Origin of the sequence: Virgibacillus sp. NKC19-16 (assembly GCF_021560035.1) — a bacterium.
GTDB lineage: Bacteria > Bacillota > Bacilli > Bacillales > Amphibacillaceae > Virgibacillus_L > Virgibacillus_L salidurans.
In genome coordinates this window covers 142,883-162,371 of record NZ_CP074373.1, presented here as the reverse complement: position 1 = coordinate 162,371, position 19,489 = coordinate 142,883, and the positions used below count along the sequence as shown (strand labels likewise).

Below are 19,489 nucleotides of genomic sequence, written 5' to 3'. Positions count from 1 at the left end.
TCCTTCCCGAATCGGGGTTTACCAGCTTGCTTTTTTAACACCAGGAATTTGACCTTTATAGGCAAGTTCACGGAAGCAAATACGGCAAAGTTTAAATTTACGAATTACAGAATGCGGACGACCACAACGTTCACAGCGTGTATATTCACGCACTTGATATTTTTGCGGACGTTTTTGTTTCGCAATCATTGATTTTTTAGCCACAATTTTCCCTCCTTTTTAGCTCGTTGGCTTATTTTTGGAAAGGCATGCCTAGCTGACCTAAAAGTTCACGCGCTTCTTCGTCAGTATTAGAAGTTGTTACAATAACAATATCCATACCACGCACTTTGTTTACTTTATCATAGTTGATTTCCGGGAAAATCAGCTGTTCTTTAACACCTAATGTGTAGTTACCGCGACCATCGAAAGCTTTTTTCGAAATACCACGGAAATCACGTACACGTGGAAGTGATACACCAATAAGCTTTTGAAGAAATTCGTACATACGCGCACCGCGAAGTGTTACTTTAGCCCCGATTGGCATTCCTTCACGAAGGCGAAAACCAGCGATTGATTTCTTTGCACGAGTAACTACAGGCTTTTGACCGGAAATTAATGCAAGTTCTTCAACAACACTATCGAGTGCTTTTGAATTTTGAACTGCATCACCAACACCCATGTTGATTACTATTTTTTCAATTGCAGGCACTTCCATAACCGATTCATAATTAAATTTATTCATCAATGATGGTAATACATCATCTTTATATTGTTGTTTTAGTCCATTCATCATGTCGCCCTCCTTTCGCCCGAAAATTAATTATCTATTGCTTCACCGGATTTTTTGGCGATGCGGACTTTCTTTCCATCACGTACTTCATATCCAACACGAGTTGGCTCACCGGATTTTGGATCAATTGGCATTACATTGGAAACATGTATTGCTGCCTCAAGATCAAGAATTCCACCTTGCGGGTTATCCTGCGAAAGTTTTGCGTGTTTTTTGACCATATTAACACCTTCTACAAGAACACGTTTCTTCGTTGGATATGCCTCTAAAATCGTACCTTCTTTACCCGCGTCTTTACCGGAAAGCACTTTTACTTTATCACCTTTTTTTACATGCATGGCTTAGCACCTCCTTGACAAGACTATTCATTACTATAAAACTTCTGGAGCTAGAGATACTATTTTCATGAATTTAGCATCGCGCAATTCACGTGCGACTGGTCCGAAAATACGAGTTCCTCTTGGACTTTTATCATCGCGGACAATTACCGCTGCGTTTTCATCAAAACTAATATATGATCCATCTTTACGGCGTGCACCAGATTTAGATCGTACAATAACAGCTCTGACAACTTCACCTTTTTTGACAACGCCGCCTGGTGTTGCTTGTTTCACCGCGCAAACCACAACATCACCAATATTAGCCGTTTTTCGTCCTGATCCACCCAATACTTTGATGGTTAATACTTCACGGGCGCCAGAGTTATCTGCAACTTTTAAACGAGTTTCCTGTTGAATCATATCGCTTGACCTCCCTTCGGATACCTACCGAGCAAACTTTACTTATAGAACTACCGCTTCTTCCACAACTTCAACTAGACGAAAGCGTTTCGTTGCTGATAGTGGACGGGTTTCCATAATACGGACAATATCGCCGGTTTTTGCTTGGTTGTTTTCATCATGTGTTTTGAATTTTGTAGAATAGCGGACACGTTTCCCGTATAGTGGGTGAAACTTGTATGTTTCAACAACTACGGTGATTGTTTTATCCATTTTATCTGACACTACACGACCTGTATATACCTTACGATTATTACGTTCAGACATTTTGAGGTTAACCTCCTCTCGGGTTATCAGTTATTTACGTTTAATTCACGTTGACGAGCAACAGTTTTCATACGGGCAATTGACTTTCTCACTTCACGAAGACGTGCCGTGTTTTCCAATTGTCCTGTTGCAAGTTGGAAGCGTAAATTAAATAGTTCTTCTTTCAATGAAGTAACTTTTTGTTCAATTTCAGCAGTGGTCAGTTCTCTAATTTCATTAGCCTTCATTGCTATCACCACCAATTTCTGCTCTACTTACAAATTTCGTTTTAATCGGCAGTTTATGTGCAGCAAGACGTAGGGCTTCGCGTGCAACCTCTTCTTCTACACCTGCGATTTCAAACAATATTTTTCCTGGTTTTACTACTGCTACCCATCCTTCTGGAGCACCTTTACCGGAACCCATGCGTACCTCAAGGGGCTTTGCAGTGTATGGTTTGTCAGGGAAAACTTTGATCCATACTTTACCGCCACGTTTCATGTAACGAGTCATTGCAATACGGGCAGCCTCAATTTGTCGACTTGAGATCCATGAAGCCTCGGTTGCTTGCAGGCCATACTCACCAAAAGATACGGTTGTTCCGCCTTTTGCTCGGCCTCCCATTTTACCACGATGTTGTTTACGATATTTCACACGTTTAGGCATTAACATAAGTTATGAGCCCCCTTCCTATTTGTTGTCTGTTTTAGTTGGAAGGACTTCTCCACGATAGATCCACACTTTAACTCCTAATTTACCATAAGTAGTATCAGCTTCTGCTGTACCAAAGTCAATATCGGCACGTAATGTGTGTAGTGGCACGGTTCCTTCACTATAATCTTCCGCACGGGCGATATCTGCGCCGCCTAGACGTCCGGATACTTGTGTTCTAATTCCTTTAGCTCCACCGCGCATTGCACGTTGAAGGGTTTGCTTCTGTGCACGACGGAATGAGACACGGTTTTCCAATTGACGGGCGATGTTGTCAGCAACTAATTTTGCATCAAGATCAACTTTCTTGATTTCAACAATATTAATGTGAACACGCTTGCCAGTCAAGCTATTTAATGATTTACGTAATGCTTCTACTTCTGAACCGCCTTTACCAATTACCATACCTGGCTTTCCAGTATGAATGGTGATGTTTACACGGTTTGCTGCACGTTCGATTTCAATAGAAGAAACAGCAGCTGTACTTAGACGGTTTTCAAGATATTCTCTGATTTTAATATCTTCATGCAGTAAGTCTGCATAGTCTCTGCCAGCATACCATTTTGACTGCCAGTCTTTAATGACGCCAATACGAAGACCGGTTGGATTTACTTTTTGACCCACTAACTATCCCTCCTTCTTTTCTGAAACAACCACTGTAACGTGGCTTGTGCGTTTATTAATTTTACTTGCACGTCCCTGTGCACGTGGGCGGAAACGTTTCAATGTGACACCTTCATTGACATATGCTTCAGATATCACTAAATTATCTGGTTCCATTTCGTAGTTATGCTCTGCATTTGCGATTGCAGAATTCAATACTTTCTCTACGACTGGAGAAGCACCGCGCTGTGTATGGCGCAATATTGCAACTGCTTCACCTACGTCTTTTCCTCGAATTAGATCAACGACTAAACGTACTTTACGAGGAGCAATACGAACTTGTTTCGCACTAGCTTTAGCTTGCATCTTGAGTGCCTCCTCTCATTATCGTCTTGTTTTCTTATCATCACCGGAATGTCCTTTGAATGTCCGGGTTGGCGCGAATTCTCCTAATTTATGTCCGACCATATCTTCTGTCACATAAATAGGTACATGTTTACGTCCGTCATATACACCAAAAGTGTGACCAACAAAAGTAGGGAAAATAGTTGAACGACGAGACCATGTTTTTATTACTTGCTTCTTGTCTGATTCATTTGCTTTCTCCACTTTTGCCATTAGATGATCATCTGCAAAAGGTCCTTTTTTTAGACTACGACCCATGGATAAACCTCCTTTTTTCAAATTGAGAGGCGGTTAGTCGCCTTCTCCATTATTTTGGTTTATTTCTTACGTTTACGAACGATATATTTATCTGTCGGCTTATTACGCTTACGAGTCTTGTAACCAATAGTAGGTTTCCCCCAAGGTGATACTGGTGAATCCAGTCCAATTGGCGCACGTCCCTCACCACCACCGTGTGGGTGATCATTCGGGTTCATTACAGACCCACGTACTGTTGGGCGAATGCCTTTCCAGCGTTGGCGACCTGCTTTACCGATACGAATCAATTCATGCTCAATATTACCAACTTGGCCAATTGTCCCACGACATGTTGACAGCACCAAGCGAACTTCTCCTGAGCTCAAGCGAACTAATGTGTACTTATCTTCACGTCCAAGGATTTGTGCTTCTGCACCTGCTGAACGCGCAAGTTGTCCGCCACGACCAGGTTTTAACTCAATATTATGAATGATAGTACCTACTGGGATATTTGCAAGCGGAAGTGCGTTACCTGTTTTGATATCCGCATTTTCTCCAGCCTCAATTTTTTGTCCTACTTTAATTCCTTTTGGAGCTAGAATATAGCGTTTTTCTCCATCAACATAATTGATTAATGCGATATTTGCAGAACGGTTTGGATCATATTCAACTGTAGCAACGCGTCCTGGTATACCATCTTTATTGCGTTTAAAATCAATCATGCGATATTGACGCTTATGACCGCCACCTTGATGGCGCACTGTTAATTTCCCTTGATTATTACGTCCGCCGCGTTTGTATACCGGGCTTAGCAAGGATTTCTCCGGAGTATCTGTTGTGATCTCAGCAAAATCAGATGTAGACATATTTCGTCTGGCATTTGATGTTGGTCTGAATTTTTTAATTGCCATCTTGTTTTCCCTCCTTCACTAACTGTCTTATTTAGCCTTCATAGAAGTCTAGGTCTTTACTGTCTTCTGAAAGCTGAACGATAGCTTTTTTACGGTCTGAACGGTAACCACCGTCACTCGGCATTCTTCTCATTGGATAAATACCAAATCGCTTGAATTTACCTTTAAGATTCATTGTGTTTACTTTTTCGACTTTAACACCAAAAACTAATTCAACAGCAGCTTTTATCTCTGTTTTATTTGCTTTTGGATCTACTTCGAAGGTGTATTTCTTCTCTTCCATTAAATCTGAAGTATTCTCTGTAATAACAGGGCTCTTAAGAACATCTCGTGAATCTTTCATTATACAAGCACCTCCCCTGCTTTTTCAGCTGCATCCTTCGTTACGATCAGCTTGTCATGCGAAAGCAAGTCCAGTACATTTATTTCATCTACTGTTAATACGTTAACGCTTTGTAGATTATTTGCTGAACGATTTACTGTTTCGTCTTTATCAGCCGTTACGATTAATGCTTTTGACTCTACCTGAAGTGCTTCAAGCATTTTCACAACTTCTTTTGTCTTAGGAACATCCATAGCAATACCTTCCAAAACAACTAGATTTCCCTCTTTCACTTTAGAAGATAGTGCAGATTTAAGTGCTAGGCGACGAACTTTTTTTGGCAGTTTATAGCTATAGCTACGTGGTGTAGGTCCAAAGACAACGCCACCGCCTACCCATTGTGGTGAGCGAGTTGAACCTTGGCGTGCGCGCCCGGTCCCTTTCTGGCGCCATGGTTTAGCACCGCCGCCGCGAACGTCTGAACGGTTTTTAACAGCATGTGTGCCTTGGCGCAATGATGCGCGTTGCATTACTACTGCTTCATGTAATACATGTGCATTTGGTTCAATGCCAAATACGGAATCATTTAATTCCACATCTCCGGCTTGTGAACCATCTTGTTTTAATAATGTTACTTTAGGCATGACTTATCCTCCTTTCGTATATGTGATTAGTTAGCCTTTACTGAACTTGTAACTTTCACAAATGATTTCTTCGCACCAGGAACATTTCCTTTGATTAATAATAGATTGCGCTCAGCATCTACACTAACAACATCGAGGTTTTGGATCGTAACTTGATCGCCACCCATTTGTCCTGGCAGTGGTCTCCCTTTAAATACACGCATTGGATCGATAACACCTAACGCACCTGGAGATCTATGAAAATGAGATCCGTGGGTTGTTGGTCCACGTTGTTGATTGTGGCGTTTGATTGCCCCTTGGAAACCTTTCCCCTTAGATGTACCAGTTACATCGATTTTATCTCCCGCTTGAAAAACTTCAACGCTGATTTCTTGACCAACTTCATATTCGTCAAGTTCTGCGTTACGGATTTCACGAACGTAGCGCTTAGGGTTAGTGCCCGCTTTTTCAGCATGACCTTTTTCCGCTTTATTCGTACGTGATTCCTTTTCATCAGCAAAACCGAGTTGCAATGCCTCATAACCATCATTTTCTTGTGTTCTTTTTTGTAGAACTACATTAGGCTCAGCCTGAATAACCGTTACAGGTGTTAACTCTCCAGTTTCAGAAAATAGCTGAGTCATGCCGATTTTACGACCTAAGATTCCTTTCGTCATCCGTCACACCTCCTATATAATACATTCATTTTATAATTTAATTTCAATGTCCACACCAGATGGTAAATCAAGACGCATAAGCGAGTCAACTGTCTGTGGTGTTGGATCAACAATGTCGATTAAGCGTTTATGTGTACGCATTTCGAATTGTTCACGTGCATCTTTGTACTTATGCACCGCACGTAACACCGTATAAATGGATCTTTCTGTAGGTAATGGGATCGGTCCTGAAACTTTTGCTCCGGAACGCTTCGCAGTATCTACAATTTTTTCACCGGATTGATCTAATATACGGTGATCATACGCTTTTAAACGGATACGAATCTTCTCTTTTGCCATTATTTTCCCTCCTTTTCGCCCATATCATAATAGACATACTCCGTGGAAATTCCTCGAGCACTCCGCCATGGCAATGGGGCCGGGCGTGCCAACAACCTTCCACTTCATCGCCTTTAAAGACCAACATTTGCATTATATAGAATAATGCTGGCCAATACAATCCATTCATGTCGAATCAATGATGTGATCGCACAACTATGTATTATACGCACTTCATCCAATGAATGCAAGGGGTAGCGTGAATTTTTTATAAAAAATTGTGGAACGTGTCTATGGAATAAAAACTTACCGAACCAAAGACCAGCAGAAAATGATCTTTTTCATTTGCAAAGGCTCTTTTCGTAAGTATTGTTTGCATTAAAATTTCGCAATTGATAGAAAAGACAACGTAAAATCAATGATAGTAGCTCTTCATTGACCGCTACGGAAACACACTTCGTTTTCCGCGGACGGTTGGTGAGCCTCCTTGTAGAAAAAAACAGCCTTTACAAATCCAGAAAGAAAACAGGCAGCGTGAAACGCGCTGCCTGTTACCTGCTATTATTATTCTTGGATTGATGTTACAACACCGGATCCAACGGTACGTCCACCTTCACGAATGGAGAAACGAGTTCCGTCTTCAATCGCGATTTGGGAGATCAATTCTACTTCCATCTCCACGTTATCACCAGGCATTACCATTTCTACTCCTTCAGGAAGTTGGATAACTCCTGTTACGTCCGTTGTACGGAAGTAGAACTGTGGGCGATAGTTAGCAAAGAATGCTGTATGACGTCCACCTTCTTCTTTAGATAGAACATACACTTCTGCTTTGAATTTCGTATGTGGTGTAATAGTACCAGGCTTAGCTAATACCTGACCACGGCTAATATCGTCACGTGAGATACCACGAAGTAGCGCGCCAATATTATCACCAGCTTCAGCATAGTCAAGAAGCTTACGGAACATTTCAACACCAGTTACTGTAGTTTTTCTTGGAGCTTCGTTAAGACCGATAAGCTCAACTTCTTGCCCAACTTTAATTTCTCCACGTTCAACACGTCCTGTTGCAACTGTTCCACGGCCAGTGATTGAGAATACGTCCTCAATAGGCATCATGAATGGTTTATCATTATCACGCTCAGGGGTCGGGATATACTCGTCTACAGCATTCATTAGCTCAACGATTTTTTCTACGTAATCTTCCTCGCCTTCCAGCGCTTTAAGTGCAGAACCTTTTACGACTGGTGTATCGTCACCAGGGAAATCGTATTCTGTCAATAGATCACGTACTTCCATTTCTACTAGTTCTAGTAGTTCTTCATCATCAACCATGTCTGTTTTGTTTAGGAATACAACAATCGAAGGTACCCCAACATTACGAGACAAGAGAATGTGTTCACGTGTTTGTGGCATCGGACCATCAGCAGCAGATACTACCAGAATAGCACCGTCCATTTGTGCAGCACCAGTGATCATGTTTTTAACATAGTCAGCGTGACCTGGAGCGTCAATGTGTGCATAGTGACGTGCATCTGTTTCATATTCTACGTGAGATGTATTAATCGTAATCCCGCGTTCTTTTTCCTCAGGCGCTCTGTCAATCTGATCATAGTCCATTGCAGAACCTTTCCCGGATTTCTGATGCATTACTGCTGAAATAGCAGCAGTCAATGTAGTTTTACCGTGGTCTACGTGGCCAATTGTCCCAATATTAACGTGAGCTTTTGAGCGATCGAATTTTTCTTTACCCATTATAGTTCCTCCTTTAAATAAATAGCAATTTTTATTTGTATAGTTCAGCCGGGAAATAATTGAAGCAAAAACCAAAATTATTTCTCGGGCTTCACTAAAAGTTATACGATAATTTTAAGCAAAAATCAATTATTCGCCTGTGTTTTTCTTAATAATTTCTTCTGTGATGCTTTTCGGTGTTTCTTCATAATGGTCAAATGTCATGGTATATGTTCCACGCCCTTGTGTGTTTGAACGCAATGCAGTTGCATAACCAAACATTTCAGACAGTGGCACAAATCCTTTTACAAGTTGTGCTGTGCCGCGTTGTTCCATACCTTCCACACGACCACGACGTGACGTTACATCACCCATGATGTCGCCCATGTATTCCTCTGGTATCACGACTTCCACTCTCATCATCGGCTCAAGTAAGACTGGCTTACATTTACTTTTTGCCGCTTTTAATGCCATGGATCCCGCTATTTTAAATGCCATCTCATTGGAGTCGACATCATGATAACTTCCATCATATAGGGTTGCCTTCAAATCAATCAATGGATAGCCGGCTAGAACGCCACTTTCTGTTGCTTCAACAATTCCTTGTTCAACGGACCCAATATACTCACGTGGAACCGTTCCACCAACAATTTTGTTAGTGAATTCGAATCCGGCTCCTTCTTCGTTTGGTTCGAATTTAACCCAAACATGACCGTATTGTCCACGTCCACCGGATTGACGTACATATTTACCTTCAACCTCTGCGGAACCGCGGAATGTTTCACGATATGCAACTTGCGGCGCACCGACATTTGCTTCAACTTTGAATTCACGTTTCAAACGGTCAACGATGATATCAAGGTGAAGTTCACCCATACCAGAGATAATGGTTTGACCTGTTTCAACGTCTGATTCTGTTCTGAAAGTTGGATCCTCTTCAGCTAGCTTAGCTAAAGCAATGCCCATTTTATCCATGTCTGCTTTTGTTTTTGGTTCAATAGCAACAGAGATAACTGGTTCTGGGAAATCCATTGATTCCAGGATAACAAGATTTTTCTCATCACAGATTGTATCCCCTGTTGATGTATCTTTAAATCCTACTGCAGCAGCAATCTCACCACTGTAAACCGTTTTAACCTCTTCACGGGAATTCGCATGCATTTGCAGGAGACGTCCTACACGTTCACGTTTTCCTTTTACCGAGTTTCTTACATAGGAACCGGAATCTACAGTACCGGAGTAAGCCCGGAAGAATGTTAATTTCCCGACATACGGGTCTGACATTACTTTAAAGGCTAAACCAGAGAATGGTGCATCATCATCTGATGGACGTGATGTTTCTTCTTCTGTCTCCGGAACAATACCTTCAATTGGAGGTACATCCGTTGGTGCAGGAAGATAGTCAATAACACCATCAAGCACTAATTGTACACCTTTGTTCTTAAATGCTGAGCCTCCAAATACCGGATAAAATTCAACATTTAGCGTTGCTTGGCGAATGGCTGCCTTTAGTTCTTCTTCGGAGAATTCTTCTCCTTCCAAATACTTCATCATCAGATCTTCGTCAAGTTCAGCTACTGCCTCTACAAGGCTTGCTCTGAGTTCTTCAGCTTTATCCTTATAATCTTCCGGAATTTCTCGAGAATCAGCACGTGTGCCTAAATCATCTGGATAGTAGTAGGCTTGCATGCTAATAAGGTCGATAATTCCTTCAAAATTATCTTCAGCCCCTATTGGTAACTGAACAGGATGAGCATTAGCTCCCAAGCGTTCTTTTAGTGTACTGGTTGAGTATAAGAAATCTGCGCCTATTTTATCCATTTTGTTAATGAATACAATTCTTGGTACACCATAATTTGTCGCTTGGCGCCATACAGTTTCCGTCTGTGGTTCTACACCTGATTGTGCGTCAAGAACAGTTACTGCCCCATCCAGCACACGCAAGGAACGTTCCACCTCTACTGTGAAATCCACGTGTCCAGGTGTGTCGATAATGTTGATACGGTGATTCTTCCACTCGGCAGTTGTTGCTGCGGATGTTATTGTAATTCCGCGCTCCTGCTCTTGACTCATCCAGTCCATCTGTGATGCACCTTCATGTGTTTCACCAATTTTATGAATACGTCCTGTATAGAAAAGAATACGCTCTGTAGTAGTGGTTTTACCTGCATCAATATGAGCCATAATCCCAATATTGCGCGTCTTTTCCAAGGAGAAATCTCTAGCCATGTATTCTTCTCCTTCCTCTTAAATAACTTTTTTTAGGTTTCTTACCAGCGATAATGTGCAAAGGCTTTGTTTGCTTCAGCCATCTTATGCATTTCTTCACGTCTTTTAACAGAAGAGCCTGTATTATTGGAAGCATCTAAGATTTCATTAGCTAGGCGTTCTTCCATTGTTTTTTCTCCGCGTAGGCGGGAGTAGTTAACAATATAACGCAGGCCTAATGCCTGGCGTCTTTCTGGGCGAACCTCCATTGGTACTTGATAGTTCGAACCGCCGACACGACGCGCACGAACCTCAAGAACTGGCATGACATTTTTCATTGCCTGTTCAAAGACGTCCATCGCGTTTTGTCCACTACGTTCGCCGATAATGGTAAATGCATTATAAAGAATTTTCTGTGCTATACCTCGTTTACCGTCAACCATGATTTGGTTGATCAAACGTGTCACCAATTTAGAATTATAAAGTGGATCCGGTAAAACATCTCGCTTAGGTACTGGTCCCTTACGTGGCATATGACATCCTCCTTTCTTAATCTTTATCTATAATATTACTTTATGCTTTTTTCTTCGGTTTTTTGGTACCGTATTTAGAACGTCCTTGCCGGCGACCATCTACGCCAGCAGTGTCAAGTGCACCACGAACGATGTGGTAACGAACACCAGGTAAGTCTTTAACACGACCGCCTCTTAACAACACAACACTGTGTTCTTGCAGGTTGTGCCCGATTCCAGGAATATATGCAGTTACTTCCATCGTGTTTGACAAACGAACACGTGCATATTTACGAAGTGCAGAGTTCGGTTTCTTCGGTGTCAATGTACCAACACGTGTGCACACACCACGTTTTTGCGGTGAATTTTGGTTAGTAGGTCTCTTTTTAAAGCTGTTATACCCTCTATTAAGTGCTGGAGAGTCATATTTTTTAGGTTTGTTTACGCGACCTTTGCGTACTAGTTGGTTTATTGTAGGCATGTTGTATCCTCCCTTCTATTATAAAAATGAAAACTTTAGATCACCCTTGATGCAAAGGTTTTGTAAGTCCACATATCCAGGTGGTTCATCTTAAAGCAAAAACAAAGCTTTCACAGAATCCCCTGTCAAAACAATGATCGTTTTATCGCTAATGCGGATGCTCCAACTTCTATGCCACAAGCAGCTCCCAGTTTTTTCATCGAATCTACGCGTTCACATGGTATATCTAGCTCCATAGCTAAACGTTCTACCTGTCTGGTTATTTGCTGATCAGCATCATCAGCAACAAACACTTCACTTACTTCGCCATTACGCATGGATTTCAGTGTTTGCTTTGTTCCGATAATTACCCGTGATCTGAGTTGCATCACTTTTTCATAAGACATTTTCTATCCTCCAAAGTAATTAGAAAGCTAAAATCCAGCCTAAGCCTTTTTCTTCTTTTTATAGCAGGTAAAATCGGAAGCACCTTGAGTATTCTATCATTCACGAATTTTAAAGTCAATATAAAATACCAATTTTTTCGGTGCTTCCGAACTTTTTATCACCAACTAAATGCAGTGGGGGCAGGTGACCCTTATACCCTTAGCCCTATTGCACTGTCTCAGATTCTTCGACTTCTTCTACATCTTCTTCAACTTCGTCCGTAGATGGCCTTACATTACGGTATCGATTAATCCCTGTACCGGCTGGAACAAGTTTACCGATAATAACATTCTCTTTAAGGCCTAACAGTTCATCCCGTTTACCTTTAATTGCCGCATCTGTAAGCACTCTGGTTGTTTCTTGGAAAGAAGCTGCAGATAAGAACGAATCTGTTTCCAGAGATGCTTTCGTAATTCCAAGCAAGACAGGCTTACCGGTTGCGGGTTGCTGGCCTTCGTTTAGAACTGTATGGTTCGCATCCCTAAACTGGTGTAATTCCAGTAATGCGCCCGGAAGTTCTGTCGTATCTCCGGATTCAATCACACGGATTTTACGCAGCATTTGGCGTACCATTACTTCAACGTGTTTGTCGCCAATTTCAACACCTTGCATACGATATACACGCTGTACTTCACGTAGTAGATAGTCCTGAACGCCTTCTACGCCTTGTATACGCAGGAGATCTTTTGGATCAATAGAACCTTCCGTAAGTGGGGCACCTGCCTCTACCTCATCACCGACAGAAACCTTCATACGAGCATTATACGGCACTGGATACGCACGTTGTTCTACATCACCCTGAACAATAATTTCCTGTTTATCTTTCACTTCTTTAATTTCTTCTATCGTACCATGAACTTCAGTGATAACGGCTTGCCCTTTAGGATTACGTGCCTCAAACAGTTCCTGGATACGTGGAAGACCTTGTGTTATATCGTCTCCGGCAACTCCGCCTGTGTGGAACGTACGCATTGTTAACTGTGTACCAGGCTCACCGATAGATTGTGCAGCAATAATACCCACTGCTTCTCCAACTTCTACCTCGTCACCAGTTGCAAGATTTCGTCCATAACATCTTTGGCAGACGCCATGTTTTGTATTACATGTAAATGCAGATCGTATCGTTACATGCTCAACACCGGCATCGACAATCTGTTTTGCCTGGTCTTCGTTCATTACTTCTTCTTTTTCTACAATAACGTCTCCTGTTTCAGGATGCTTGACGGTTTGGAAAAGCGTACGACCTACTAATCGATCGTATAATGGTTCGATAAGCTCGGCTCCATCCGACAGGGTTGATACTGTCAAACCACGGTCTGTTCCACATTCTGCTTCGCGAACAATAACATCTTGTGCTACGTCTACGAGGCGTCTTGTTAAATAGCCGGAGTCAGCTGTTTTAAGTGCTGTATCCGCTAGCCCTTTACGTGCACCGTGTGTCGAGATAAAGTATTCAAGAACAGTCAACCCTTCACGGAAGCTGGATTTAATTGGCAGTTCAATGATCTCACCAGCAGGGTTGGCCATTAAGCCACGCATACCTGCAAGCTGTGTGAAGTTCGATGCATTACCCCTTGCACCTGAATCACTCATCATGAAAATAGGGTTTCTATTACTTAATGAATACATTAATTTGTTTTGAATTGTATCTTTCGCCTGTGACCATACCGCAATCACTCGATCGTAACGTTCTTCATCCGTAATTAACCCGCGACGGAATTGTTTTGAAACATTATCCACTTTAGATTGTGCATTATCAAGGATTTCCCCTTTTTCAGATAACACAACAATGTCTGATATACCCACAGTCATACCAGCCTTGGTGGAATAGTAGAAACCAAGGTCTTTCATACGGTCAAGCATTTTAGATGTCTCACTGATTTTGAATCGTTTAAACACTTCTGCAATAATATCCCCCAATATACCTTTTTTAAATGGGTCGATAATATCGCGATTTTTAATTTCTTCTTGAATGTTTGTTCCGCTGTCCACAAAGTACTTCCCAGGTGTTTCAATTTCCAAATTGCTTTGTGTTGGCTCATTAATATACGGGAACGATTCAGGTAAAATTTCATTAAAGATAAGTTTACCTACAGTTGTCAGCAGCAATTGATCATGCTGACTCTCCGTAAATTTATTGTTTACACTGGCAGCTTCAACGGCAATCCGGGTATGCAAGTGTACATAACCATTTTGATAAGAAAGCAATGCTTCGTTAAGGTCTTTAAAGACGCTTCCTTCTCCAACCGCATTTTCCCGTTCCATCGTCAAGTAATAGTTTCCTAAAACCATATCCTGTGATGGCGTAACAACAGGCTTACCATCTTTTGGATTCAATATATTTTGTGCTGCAAGCATTAACACACGCGCTTCTGCCTGCGCTTCTGCTGACAGAGGAACATGGACTGCCATTTGGTCACCATCAAAGTCGGCATTGTATGCAGTACACACAAGTGGGTGCAAGCGAATCGCACGCCCTTCAACTAATATAGGTTCAAATGCCTGAATACCTAAACGGTGCAATGTTGGTGCACGGTTAAGCAGTACAGGGTGCTCCTTGATTACATCCTCCAAGACGTCCCATACATCCGGATGCACACGTTCCACTTTGCGTTTTGCTGATTTAATATTATGGGCGATTCCTTTTGATACTAGCTCTCTCATAACGAAAGGTTTAAACAGTTCCAGTGCCATCTCTCTAGGCAGACCTACTTGATACATCTTCAAACTCGGACCAACTACGATAACCGAACGTCCGGAGTAGTCAACACGTTTCCCTAGTAAGTTTTGACGGAAACGGCCTTGTTTCCCTTTTAGCATATGAGACAGGGATTTTAGCGGTCTGTTCCCAGGACCTGTAACCGGACGGCCACGGCGACCATTATCAATTAAGGCATCCACCGCTTCCTGAAGCATACGTTTTTCATTTTGAACGATAATACTTGGTGCCCCAAGATCCAATAAACGCTTCAAGCGATTATTACGATTAATAACACGGCGATATAAATCGTTTAGATCGGATGTAGCAAAACGTCCTCCATCAAGTTGTACCATCGGGCGTATTTCCGGTGGGATAACAGGCAAGACGTCTAATACCATCCAAGATGTATCGTTTCCTGAATGACGAAATGACTCGATTACTTCCAACCGTTTAATGGCACGCGTCCTACGTTGACCGTGCGCTGTTTTTAGTTCTTCTCTTAAAGCCTCAACTTCCTTTTCAAGATCGATATCCTGCAGAAGTTTACGGATTGCTTCGGCACCCATTTGCGCTTTAAATGATTTACCATATTTATCATAATAGGAGCGATATTCTTTCTCAGATAATAGTTGTTTTTTCTCTAAAGGTGTATCTCCGGCGTCTGTAACAATATATGCGGCAAAATAGATAACCTCTTCCAAAGCCCTTGGTGACATGTCTAATACAAGTCCCATACGACTTGGGATACCTTTAAAATACCAAATATGTGATACAGGGGCAGCTAATTCGAGGTGTCCCATACGTTCACGACGAACTTTTGATTTCGTCACTTCAACACCACAACGATCACAGACAACACCTTTGTATCGTACACGTTTATACTTTCCGCAATGACATTCCCAGTCTTTTTGCGGACCGAAAATTCGTTCACAAAACAAACCGTCTTTTTCCGGTTTCAACGTCCGATAATTAATCGTTTCTGGTTTTTTCACCTCGCCGTATGACCACGAGCGAATCTTCTCTGATGAAGCTAAACCGATCTTCATATACTCAAAGTTATTTACATCTAGCAAGGGGCCTACCTCCCTTTCAGTGTCCGATTTTATCATCAGCCTGCGTTGCCTTGATAAAGCTGGGAGTTGACTCGTTATCCGAACCAACACCCACCCGCTTTTTAATTTTCTCCGACTTCCAAATTAAGCTTGCTTGCTGCCTGTGTTTCTTCTTCTTCCAATTCACGCATGTCAATTTCCTCTTCATCTGCTGAGAGCATTTTGACATCCATTCCAAGGCTTTGAAGTTCTTTAATGAGTACTTTGAATGATTCCGGTATTCCCGGATCAGCTACATTATCACCTTTAACAATCGATTCATATGTTTTCACACGACCGACAACATCATCTGATTTAACGGTTAGTATTTCCTGAAGTGTGTATGCAGCGCCATATGCTTCAAGTGCCCAAACTTCCATCTCACCAAAACGCTGTCCACCAAATTGCGCCTTACCACCAAGTGGTTGTTGCGTAACCAGTGAATAAGGGCCTGTGGAACGTGCGTGTAATTTATCATCAACCATGTGTGATAGTTTAATCATATACATAACACCAACAGATATGCGGTTATCAAATGGTTCACCGGTTCTGCCGTCATAAAGTATGGTTTTCGCATCTGGTGACATACCTGCTTCTTGCATGGTTTCATATACATCCTGCTCATTCGCACCATCAAATACTGGCGTAGCTACATGAATGCCAAGGTTTCTAGCAGCCATTCCAAGATGCATTTCAAATACCTGTCCGATATTCATACGTGATGGGACACCTAACGGATTAAGCATAACATCGACTGGGGTGCCATCTGGCATGAATGGCATATCTTCTTCTGGTAATAGTTTTGAAATTACCCCTTTATTCCCGTGACGTCCTGCCATTTTATCCCCTTCGGATATCTTACGTTTCTGTACAATGTACACACGAACCAACTTATTAACACCGGGCGATAACTCATCGCCATCCTCACGGTTGAAGATTCTAACGTCGAGCACAATTCCCCCGGATCCATTTGGCACTTTTAGGGATGTGTCGCGGACCTCTCGGGCTTTCTCTCCAAAGATGGCATGAAGCAGACGTTCTTCAGAGGATAATTCTGTAACCCCTTTTGGCGTTACTTTACCAACTAAAATATCTCCATCTGTTACTTCAGCACCAACCCGGATAATCCCTTCTTCGTTCAGGTTCTTCAGTGCATCTTCCCCGACGTTTGGAATATCTCTGGTTATTTCTTCAGGTCCCAGTTTTGTATCACGGGCCTCCGATTCGTATTCTTCAATATGAATGGATGTGAAATCATCATCTTTAACGAGTCTTTCACTCATAATGATGGCATCCTCATAGTTGTAACCTTCCCATGTCATAAAGCCTACAAGCACGTTACGGCCTAATGCTAGCTCTCCAACTTCCATGGAAGGACCGTCAGCGAGGATTTCGCCTTTTGTAACTCGATCGCCCTGACTTACGATTGGTCGCTGGTTATAACTTGTTCCCTGGTTTGAGCGAATATATTTTTGTAGACTATATTTTTCTAAATCGCCTTCCACTTCTTTTCCATCAACTTCGGAAATACGGCGGACGTGAATTTCCTTCGCCTCAACACGTTCTACAATCCCATCGTTGCGGCAAATTATCGCAGCACCGGAATCTTTCCCGTCAACATATTCCATACCGGTACCAACAATTGGAGCCTTTGGATCCATTAATGGTACTGCCTGACGTTGCATATTCGCACCCATCAATGCACGGTTGGAGTCATCGTTTTCCAGAAATGGAATACATGCCGTTGCAGCTGATACAACCTGCTTTGGTGAAACATCCATGTAATCAAGCTGACTTTGTGGAACTACGGTGTTTTCACCACGGAAACGGGCAATAACTTCATCATCTGCAAAGCTTCCATCATCGTTTAACACCGCATTTGCCTGTGCAACAATATAATTATCTTCTTCATCTGCAGTCAAATAATCAATTTTCGCTGTTACTTTATTCGTTTCCGGATCAACTCGGCGATATGGTGTTTCAATAAAGCCAAATTGGTTTACTTTTGCATAGCTTGACAAGGAGTTTATTAAACCGATATTCGGACCCTCAGGTGTTTCAATTGGACACATACGCCCATAGTGGGAGTAGTGAACATCACGAACTTCAAAGCCTGCACGCTCACGGGTCAGGCCACCAGGTCCAAGGGCAGACAAACGGCGTTTATGCGTAAGTTCTGCTAACGGGTTGGTCTGGTCCATAAACTGTGATAACTGCGAGCTACCGAAGAACTCTTTAATGGAAGCAATCACAGGTCGAATATTAATCAACTGCTGTGGTGTGATGCTGGAAGTGTCTTGAATAGACATTCGCTCGCGAACCACACGTTCCATACGGGATAATCCAATACGAAATTGATTTTGTAATAATTCACCAACGGAGCGTAGGCGACGATTACCTAAATGGTCAATATCATCTGTACCTCCAACCCGGTGCAGGAGATTAAAGAAATAGCTTACTGCTGATACAATATCAGCTGGTGTTATATTTTTAATAGAATCATCCACATCTGCATTTCCAATAACATTAAGCTCCCGCTCCCCGCTAGGGTCAGTAGGATCTACAATTTTAATGGATTGAAGCGGGATCTGGTCTTCAATGACCCCTTCGCTAGGCTCAAGAATTTTCTCTCCCAGTTTTTCCTCTTCACTTTCCAAATATGGTATAATTTTATCTAATAATTTACGCTCCAGTTTATCACCTTTTTGTGCTAAAACTTCCCCTGTCTCATGATCGACAATGGTTTCAGCCAGTACTTGGTTAAACAGGCGATTTTTTATGTCTAACTTTTTATTCATTTTATAACGCCCGACATGTGCAAGGTCGTAACGTTTTGGATCAAAAAAGCGAGAAACTAATAAGCTTTTCGCATTATCTACTGTAGGTGGCTCTCCAGGACGGAGGCGTTCATAGATTTCCAGCAGCGCTTTATCAGTAGTTTCTGTGTTATCTTTTTCGAGCGTGTTTTTCAGGTATTCATTCTCACCTATAAGATCAATGATTTCCTGATCTGAGCCAAATCCAAGTGCACGCATAAGCACCGTAATCGGCAATTTACGTGTACGGTCAATCCGAACATAAGCTACATCTTTTGCATCTGTTTCAAATTCCAACCATGCACCACGGTTAGGAATAACAGTTGCGGTGATACCTCTTTTTCCATTTTTATCATATTTTTCATTATAATAGACACTAGGTGAACGCACGAGCTGTGAGACGATAACACGCTCAGCTCCATTGATAACAAACGTCCCTGTATCTGTCATAAGCGGGAAATCTCCCATAAAAACTTCCTGCTCTTTTACTTCGCCGGTTTCGTTATTGATTAAACGAACCTTCACGCGAAGTGGAGCATTATACGTGACATCCCTTTCCTTGGATTCATCTACAGGGTATTTTGGTTCTTCTAATGTATAATCCACAAATTCCAATGATAAGTTCCCTGTAAAATCCTCAATAGGTGAAATGTCTTTAAACATTTCCCTCAAACCCTCTTCTAGAAACCATTGATACGAAGCGGTTTGGATTTCAATTAGATTTGGCAGCTCTAATACCTCACTGATACGCGCATAGCTCCTGCGCTGGCGGTGCCGTCCATACTGAACTAGTTGACCTGTCAACAGCTTCACCCCTTAAATCAAGCATTTTTCTTAAAATGTTTATATATGAAAGAAAAACACACTGAAAATACGATTATTCAGCTTTGTTTTTCAGATCTACCCATACGTTCAA

General features: G+C 42.0%; 22 protein-coding genes. All 22 read right to left on the bottom strand.

Annotation, left to right across the window (positions count from 1 at the left end):
- Positions 1-18: 18 nt before the first annotated feature.
- Complete coding sequence (locus KFZ58_RS00880) at positions 19-204, bottom strand: type Z 30S ribosomal protein S14 (protein ID WP_019375521.1); 186 nt, start codon at positions 202-204, stop codon at positions 19-21.
- Positions 205-232: 28 nt separating this feature from the next.
- Entirely contained in the window at positions 233-772 is a 540-nt protein-coding gene (rplE, locus tag KFZ58_RS00875) for a 50S ribosomal protein L5 (RefSeq protein WP_235793011.1), read from the bottom strand.
- 26 nt (positions 773-798) lie between these two features.
- Entirely contained in the window at positions 799-1,110 is a 312-nt protein-coding gene (rplX, locus tag KFZ58_RS00870) for a 50S ribosomal protein L24 (RefSeq protein WP_235793010.1), read from the bottom strand.
- A 33-nt stretch (positions 1,111-1,143) separates the two neighbouring features.
- Entirely contained in the window at positions 1,144-1,512 is a 369-nt protein-coding gene (gene rplN, locus KFZ58_RS00865; protein ID WP_235793009.1) for a 50S ribosomal protein L14, read from the bottom strand.
- A gap of 42 nt (positions 1,513-1,554) precedes the next feature.
- Positions 1,555-1,818 (bottom strand): 30S ribosomal protein S17, encoded by a 264-nt coding sequence (gene rpsQ, locus KFZ58_RS00860; RefSeq protein ID WP_235793008.1) that lies wholly within the window; start codon positions 1,816-1,818, stop codon positions 1,555-1,557.
- 26 nt (positions 1,819-1,844) lie between these two features.
- Complete coding sequence (gene rpmC / locus KFZ58_RS00855) at positions 1,845-2,045, bottom strand: 50S ribosomal protein L29 (RefSeq protein ID WP_222639491.1); 201 nt, start codon at positions 2,043-2,045, stop codon at positions 1,845-1,847.
- The gene (gene rplP, locus KFZ58_RS00850) at positions 2,035-2,469 is read right to left on the bottom strand and encodes a 50S ribosomal protein L16 (protein WP_235793007.1); all 435 of its coding nucleotides are present in this window, start codon (positions 2,467-2,469) and stop codon (positions 2,035-2,037) included. Before rplP ends, rpmC begins: the two co-directional genes overlap by 11 nt.
- An 18-nt stretch (positions 2,470-2,487) precedes the next feature.
- Entirely contained in the window at positions 2,488-3,132 is a 645-nt protein-coding gene (gene rpsC, locus KFZ58_RS00845; RefSeq protein ID WP_235793006.1) for a 30S ribosomal protein S3, read from the bottom strand.
- Between the two features lie 3 nt (positions 3,133-3,135).
- The gene (gene rplV / locus KFZ58_RS00840; RefSeq protein ID WP_235793005.1) at positions 3,136-3,477 is read right to left on the bottom strand and encodes a 50S ribosomal protein L22; all 342 of its coding nucleotides are present in this window, start codon (positions 3,475-3,477) and stop codon (positions 3,136-3,138) included.
- Positions 3,478-3,495: 18 nt separating this feature from the next.
- On the bottom strand, positions 3,496-3,774 hold the full coding sequence (rpsS, locus tag KFZ58_RS00835) for a 30S ribosomal protein S19 (RefSeq protein ID WP_235793004.1): 279 nt from the start codon (positions 3,772-3,774) through the stop codon (positions 3,496-3,498).
- A gap of 59 nt (positions 3,775-3,833) precedes the next feature.
- Positions 3,834-4,664 carry a 50S ribosomal protein L2 gene (gene rplB / locus KFZ58_RS00830; RefSeq protein ID WP_235793003.1) on the bottom strand — a complete coding sequence of 277 codons (831 nt, stop codon included), beginning with the start codon at positions 4,662-4,664 and terminating at the stop codon, positions 3,834-3,836.
- Positions 4,665-4,695: 31 nt separating this feature from the next.
- Positions 4,696-5,007 (bottom strand): 50S ribosomal protein L23, encoded by a 312-nt coding sequence (rplW, locus tag KFZ58_RS00825; RefSeq protein WP_235793002.1) that lies wholly within the window; start codon positions 5,005-5,007, stop codon positions 4,696-4,698.
- Positions 5,007-5,630, bottom strand: a complete 624-nt coding sequence (gene rplD / locus KFZ58_RS00820) for a 50S ribosomal protein L4 (RefSeq protein ID WP_235793001.1) — start codon at positions 5,628-5,630, stop codon at positions 5,007-5,009. Before rplD ends, rplW begins: the two co-directional genes overlap by 1 nt.
- 26 nt (positions 5,631-5,656) lie before the next feature.
- Entirely contained in the window at positions 5,657-6,286 is a 630-nt protein-coding gene (rplC, locus tag KFZ58_RS00815) for a 50S ribosomal protein L3 (protein ID WP_235793000.1), read from the bottom strand.
- A gap of 30 nt (positions 6,287-6,316) precedes the next feature.
- The gene (gene rpsJ, locus KFZ58_RS00810) at positions 6,317-6,625 is read right to left on the bottom strand and encodes a 30S ribosomal protein S10 (RefSeq protein WP_235792999.1); all 309 of its coding nucleotides are present in this window, start codon (positions 6,623-6,625) and stop codon (positions 6,317-6,319) included.
- 543 nt (positions 6,626-7,168) lie between these two features.
- On the bottom strand, positions 7,169-8,359 hold the full coding sequence (gene tuf, locus KFZ58_RS00805) for an elongation factor Tu (protein ID WP_235792998.1): 1,191 nt from the start codon (positions 8,357-8,359) through the stop codon (positions 7,169-7,171).
- A 129-nt stretch (positions 8,360-8,488) separates the two neighbouring features.
- On the bottom strand, positions 8,489-10,567 hold the full coding sequence (gene fusA / locus KFZ58_RS00800) for an elongation factor G (protein ID WP_235792997.1): 2,079 nt from the start codon (positions 10,565-10,567) through the stop codon (positions 8,489-8,491).
- Positions 10,568-10,608: 41 nt separating this feature from the next.
- A complete protein-coding gene (gene rpsG, locus KFZ58_RS00795) occupies positions 10,609-11,079 on the bottom strand; it encodes a 30S ribosomal protein S7 (protein ID WP_235792996.1) in 471 nt (156 codons plus the stop codon).
- A gap of 40 nt (positions 11,080-11,119) precedes the next feature.
- A complete protein-coding gene (rpsL, locus tag KFZ58_RS00790; protein ID WP_235792995.1) occupies positions 11,120-11,539 on the bottom strand; it encodes a 30S ribosomal protein S12 in 420 nt (139 codons plus the stop codon).
- A gap of 125 nt (positions 11,540-11,664) precedes the next feature.
- Positions 11,665-11,925 (bottom strand): ribosomal L7Ae/L30e/S12e/Gadd45 family protein, encoded by a 261-nt coding sequence (locus KFZ58_RS00785; RefSeq protein ID WP_235792994.1) that lies wholly within the window; start codon positions 11,923-11,925, stop codon positions 11,665-11,667.
- A gap of 205 nt (positions 11,926-12,130) precedes the next feature.
- Positions 12,131-15,739 carry a DNA-directed RNA polymerase subunit beta' gene (rpoC, locus tag KFZ58_RS00780; protein WP_235792993.1) on the bottom strand — a complete coding sequence of 1,203 codons (3,609 nt, stop codon included), beginning with the start codon at positions 15,737-15,739 and terminating at the stop codon, positions 12,131-12,133.
- Positions 15,740-15,840: 101 nt separating this feature from the next.
- Positions 15,841-19,377 (bottom strand): DNA-directed RNA polymerase subunit beta, encoded by a 3,537-nt coding sequence (gene rpoB / locus KFZ58_RS00775; protein WP_235792992.1) that lies wholly within the window; start codon positions 19,375-19,377, stop codon positions 15,841-15,843.
- Positions 19,378-19,489 lie beyond the last annotated feature (112 nt).

Bases quoted from the DNA above. Each gene is read 5' to 3' on its own strand.
- rplE (WP_235793011.1), bottom strand. From the start codon at position 772: ATGAATGGACTAAAACAACAATATAAAGATGATGTATTACCATCATTG.
- rplX (WP_235793010.1), bottom strand. From the start codon at position 1,110: ATGCATGTAAAAAAAGGTGATAAAGTAAAAGTGCTTTCCGGTAAAGAC.
- rplN (WP_235793009.1), bottom strand. From the start codon at position 1,512: ATGATTCAACAGGAAACTCGTTTAAAAGTTGCAGATAACTCTGGCGCC.
- rpsQ (WP_235793008.1), bottom strand. From the start codon at position 1,818: ATGTCTGAACGTAATAATCGTAAGGTATATACAGGTCGTGTAGTGTCA.
- rpmC (WP_222639491.1), bottom strand. From the start codon at position 2,045: ATGAAGGCTAATGAAATTAGAGAACTGACCACTGCTGAAATTGAACAA.
- rplP (WP_235793007.1), bottom strand. From the start codon at position 2,469: ATGTTAATGCCTAAACGTGTGAAATATCGTAAACAACATCGTGGTAAA.
- rplV (WP_235793005.1), bottom strand. From the start codon at position 3,477: ATGCAAGCTAAAGCTAGTGCGAAACAAGTTCGTATTGCTCCTCGTAAA.
- rpsS (WP_235793004.1), bottom strand. From the start codon at position 3,774: ATGGGTCGTAGTCTAAAAAAAGGACCTTTTGCAGATGATCATCTAATG.
- rplB (WP_235793003.1), bottom strand. From the start codon at position 4,664: ATGGCAATTAAAAAATTCAGACCAACATCAAATGCCAGACGAAATATG.
- rplW (WP_235793002.1), bottom strand. From the start codon at position 5,007: ATGAAAGATTCACGAGATGTTCTTAAGAGCCCTGTTATTACAGAGAAT.
- rplD (WP_235793001.1), bottom strand. From the start codon at position 5,630: ATGCCTAAAGTAACATTATTAAAACAAGATGGTTCACAAGCCGGAGAT.
- rplC (WP_235793000.1), bottom strand. From the start codon at position 6,286: ATGACGAAAGGAATCTTAGGTCGTAAAATCGGCATGACTCAGCTATTT.
- rpsJ (WP_235792999.1), bottom strand. From the start codon at position 6,625: ATGGCAAAAGAGAAGATTCGTATCCGTTTAAAAGCGTATGATCACCGT.
- tuf (WP_235792998.1), bottom strand. From the start codon at position 8,359: ATGGGTAAAGAAAAATTCGATCGCTCAAAAGCTCACGTTAATATTGGG.
- fusA (WP_235792997.1), bottom strand. From the start codon at position 10,567: ATGGCTAGAGATTTCTCCTTGGAAAAGACGCGCAATATTGGGATTATG.
- rpsG (WP_235792996.1), bottom strand. From the start codon at position 11,079: ATGCCACGTAAGGGACCAGTACCTAAGCGAGATGTTTTACCGGATCCA.
- rpsL (WP_235792995.1), bottom strand. From the start codon at position 11,539: ATGCCTACAATAAACCAACTAGTACGCAAAGGTCGCGTAAACAAACCT.
- KFZ58_RS00785 (WP_235792994.1), bottom strand. From the start codon at position 11,925: ATGTCTTATGAAAAAGTGATGCAACTCAGATCACGGGTAATTATCGGA.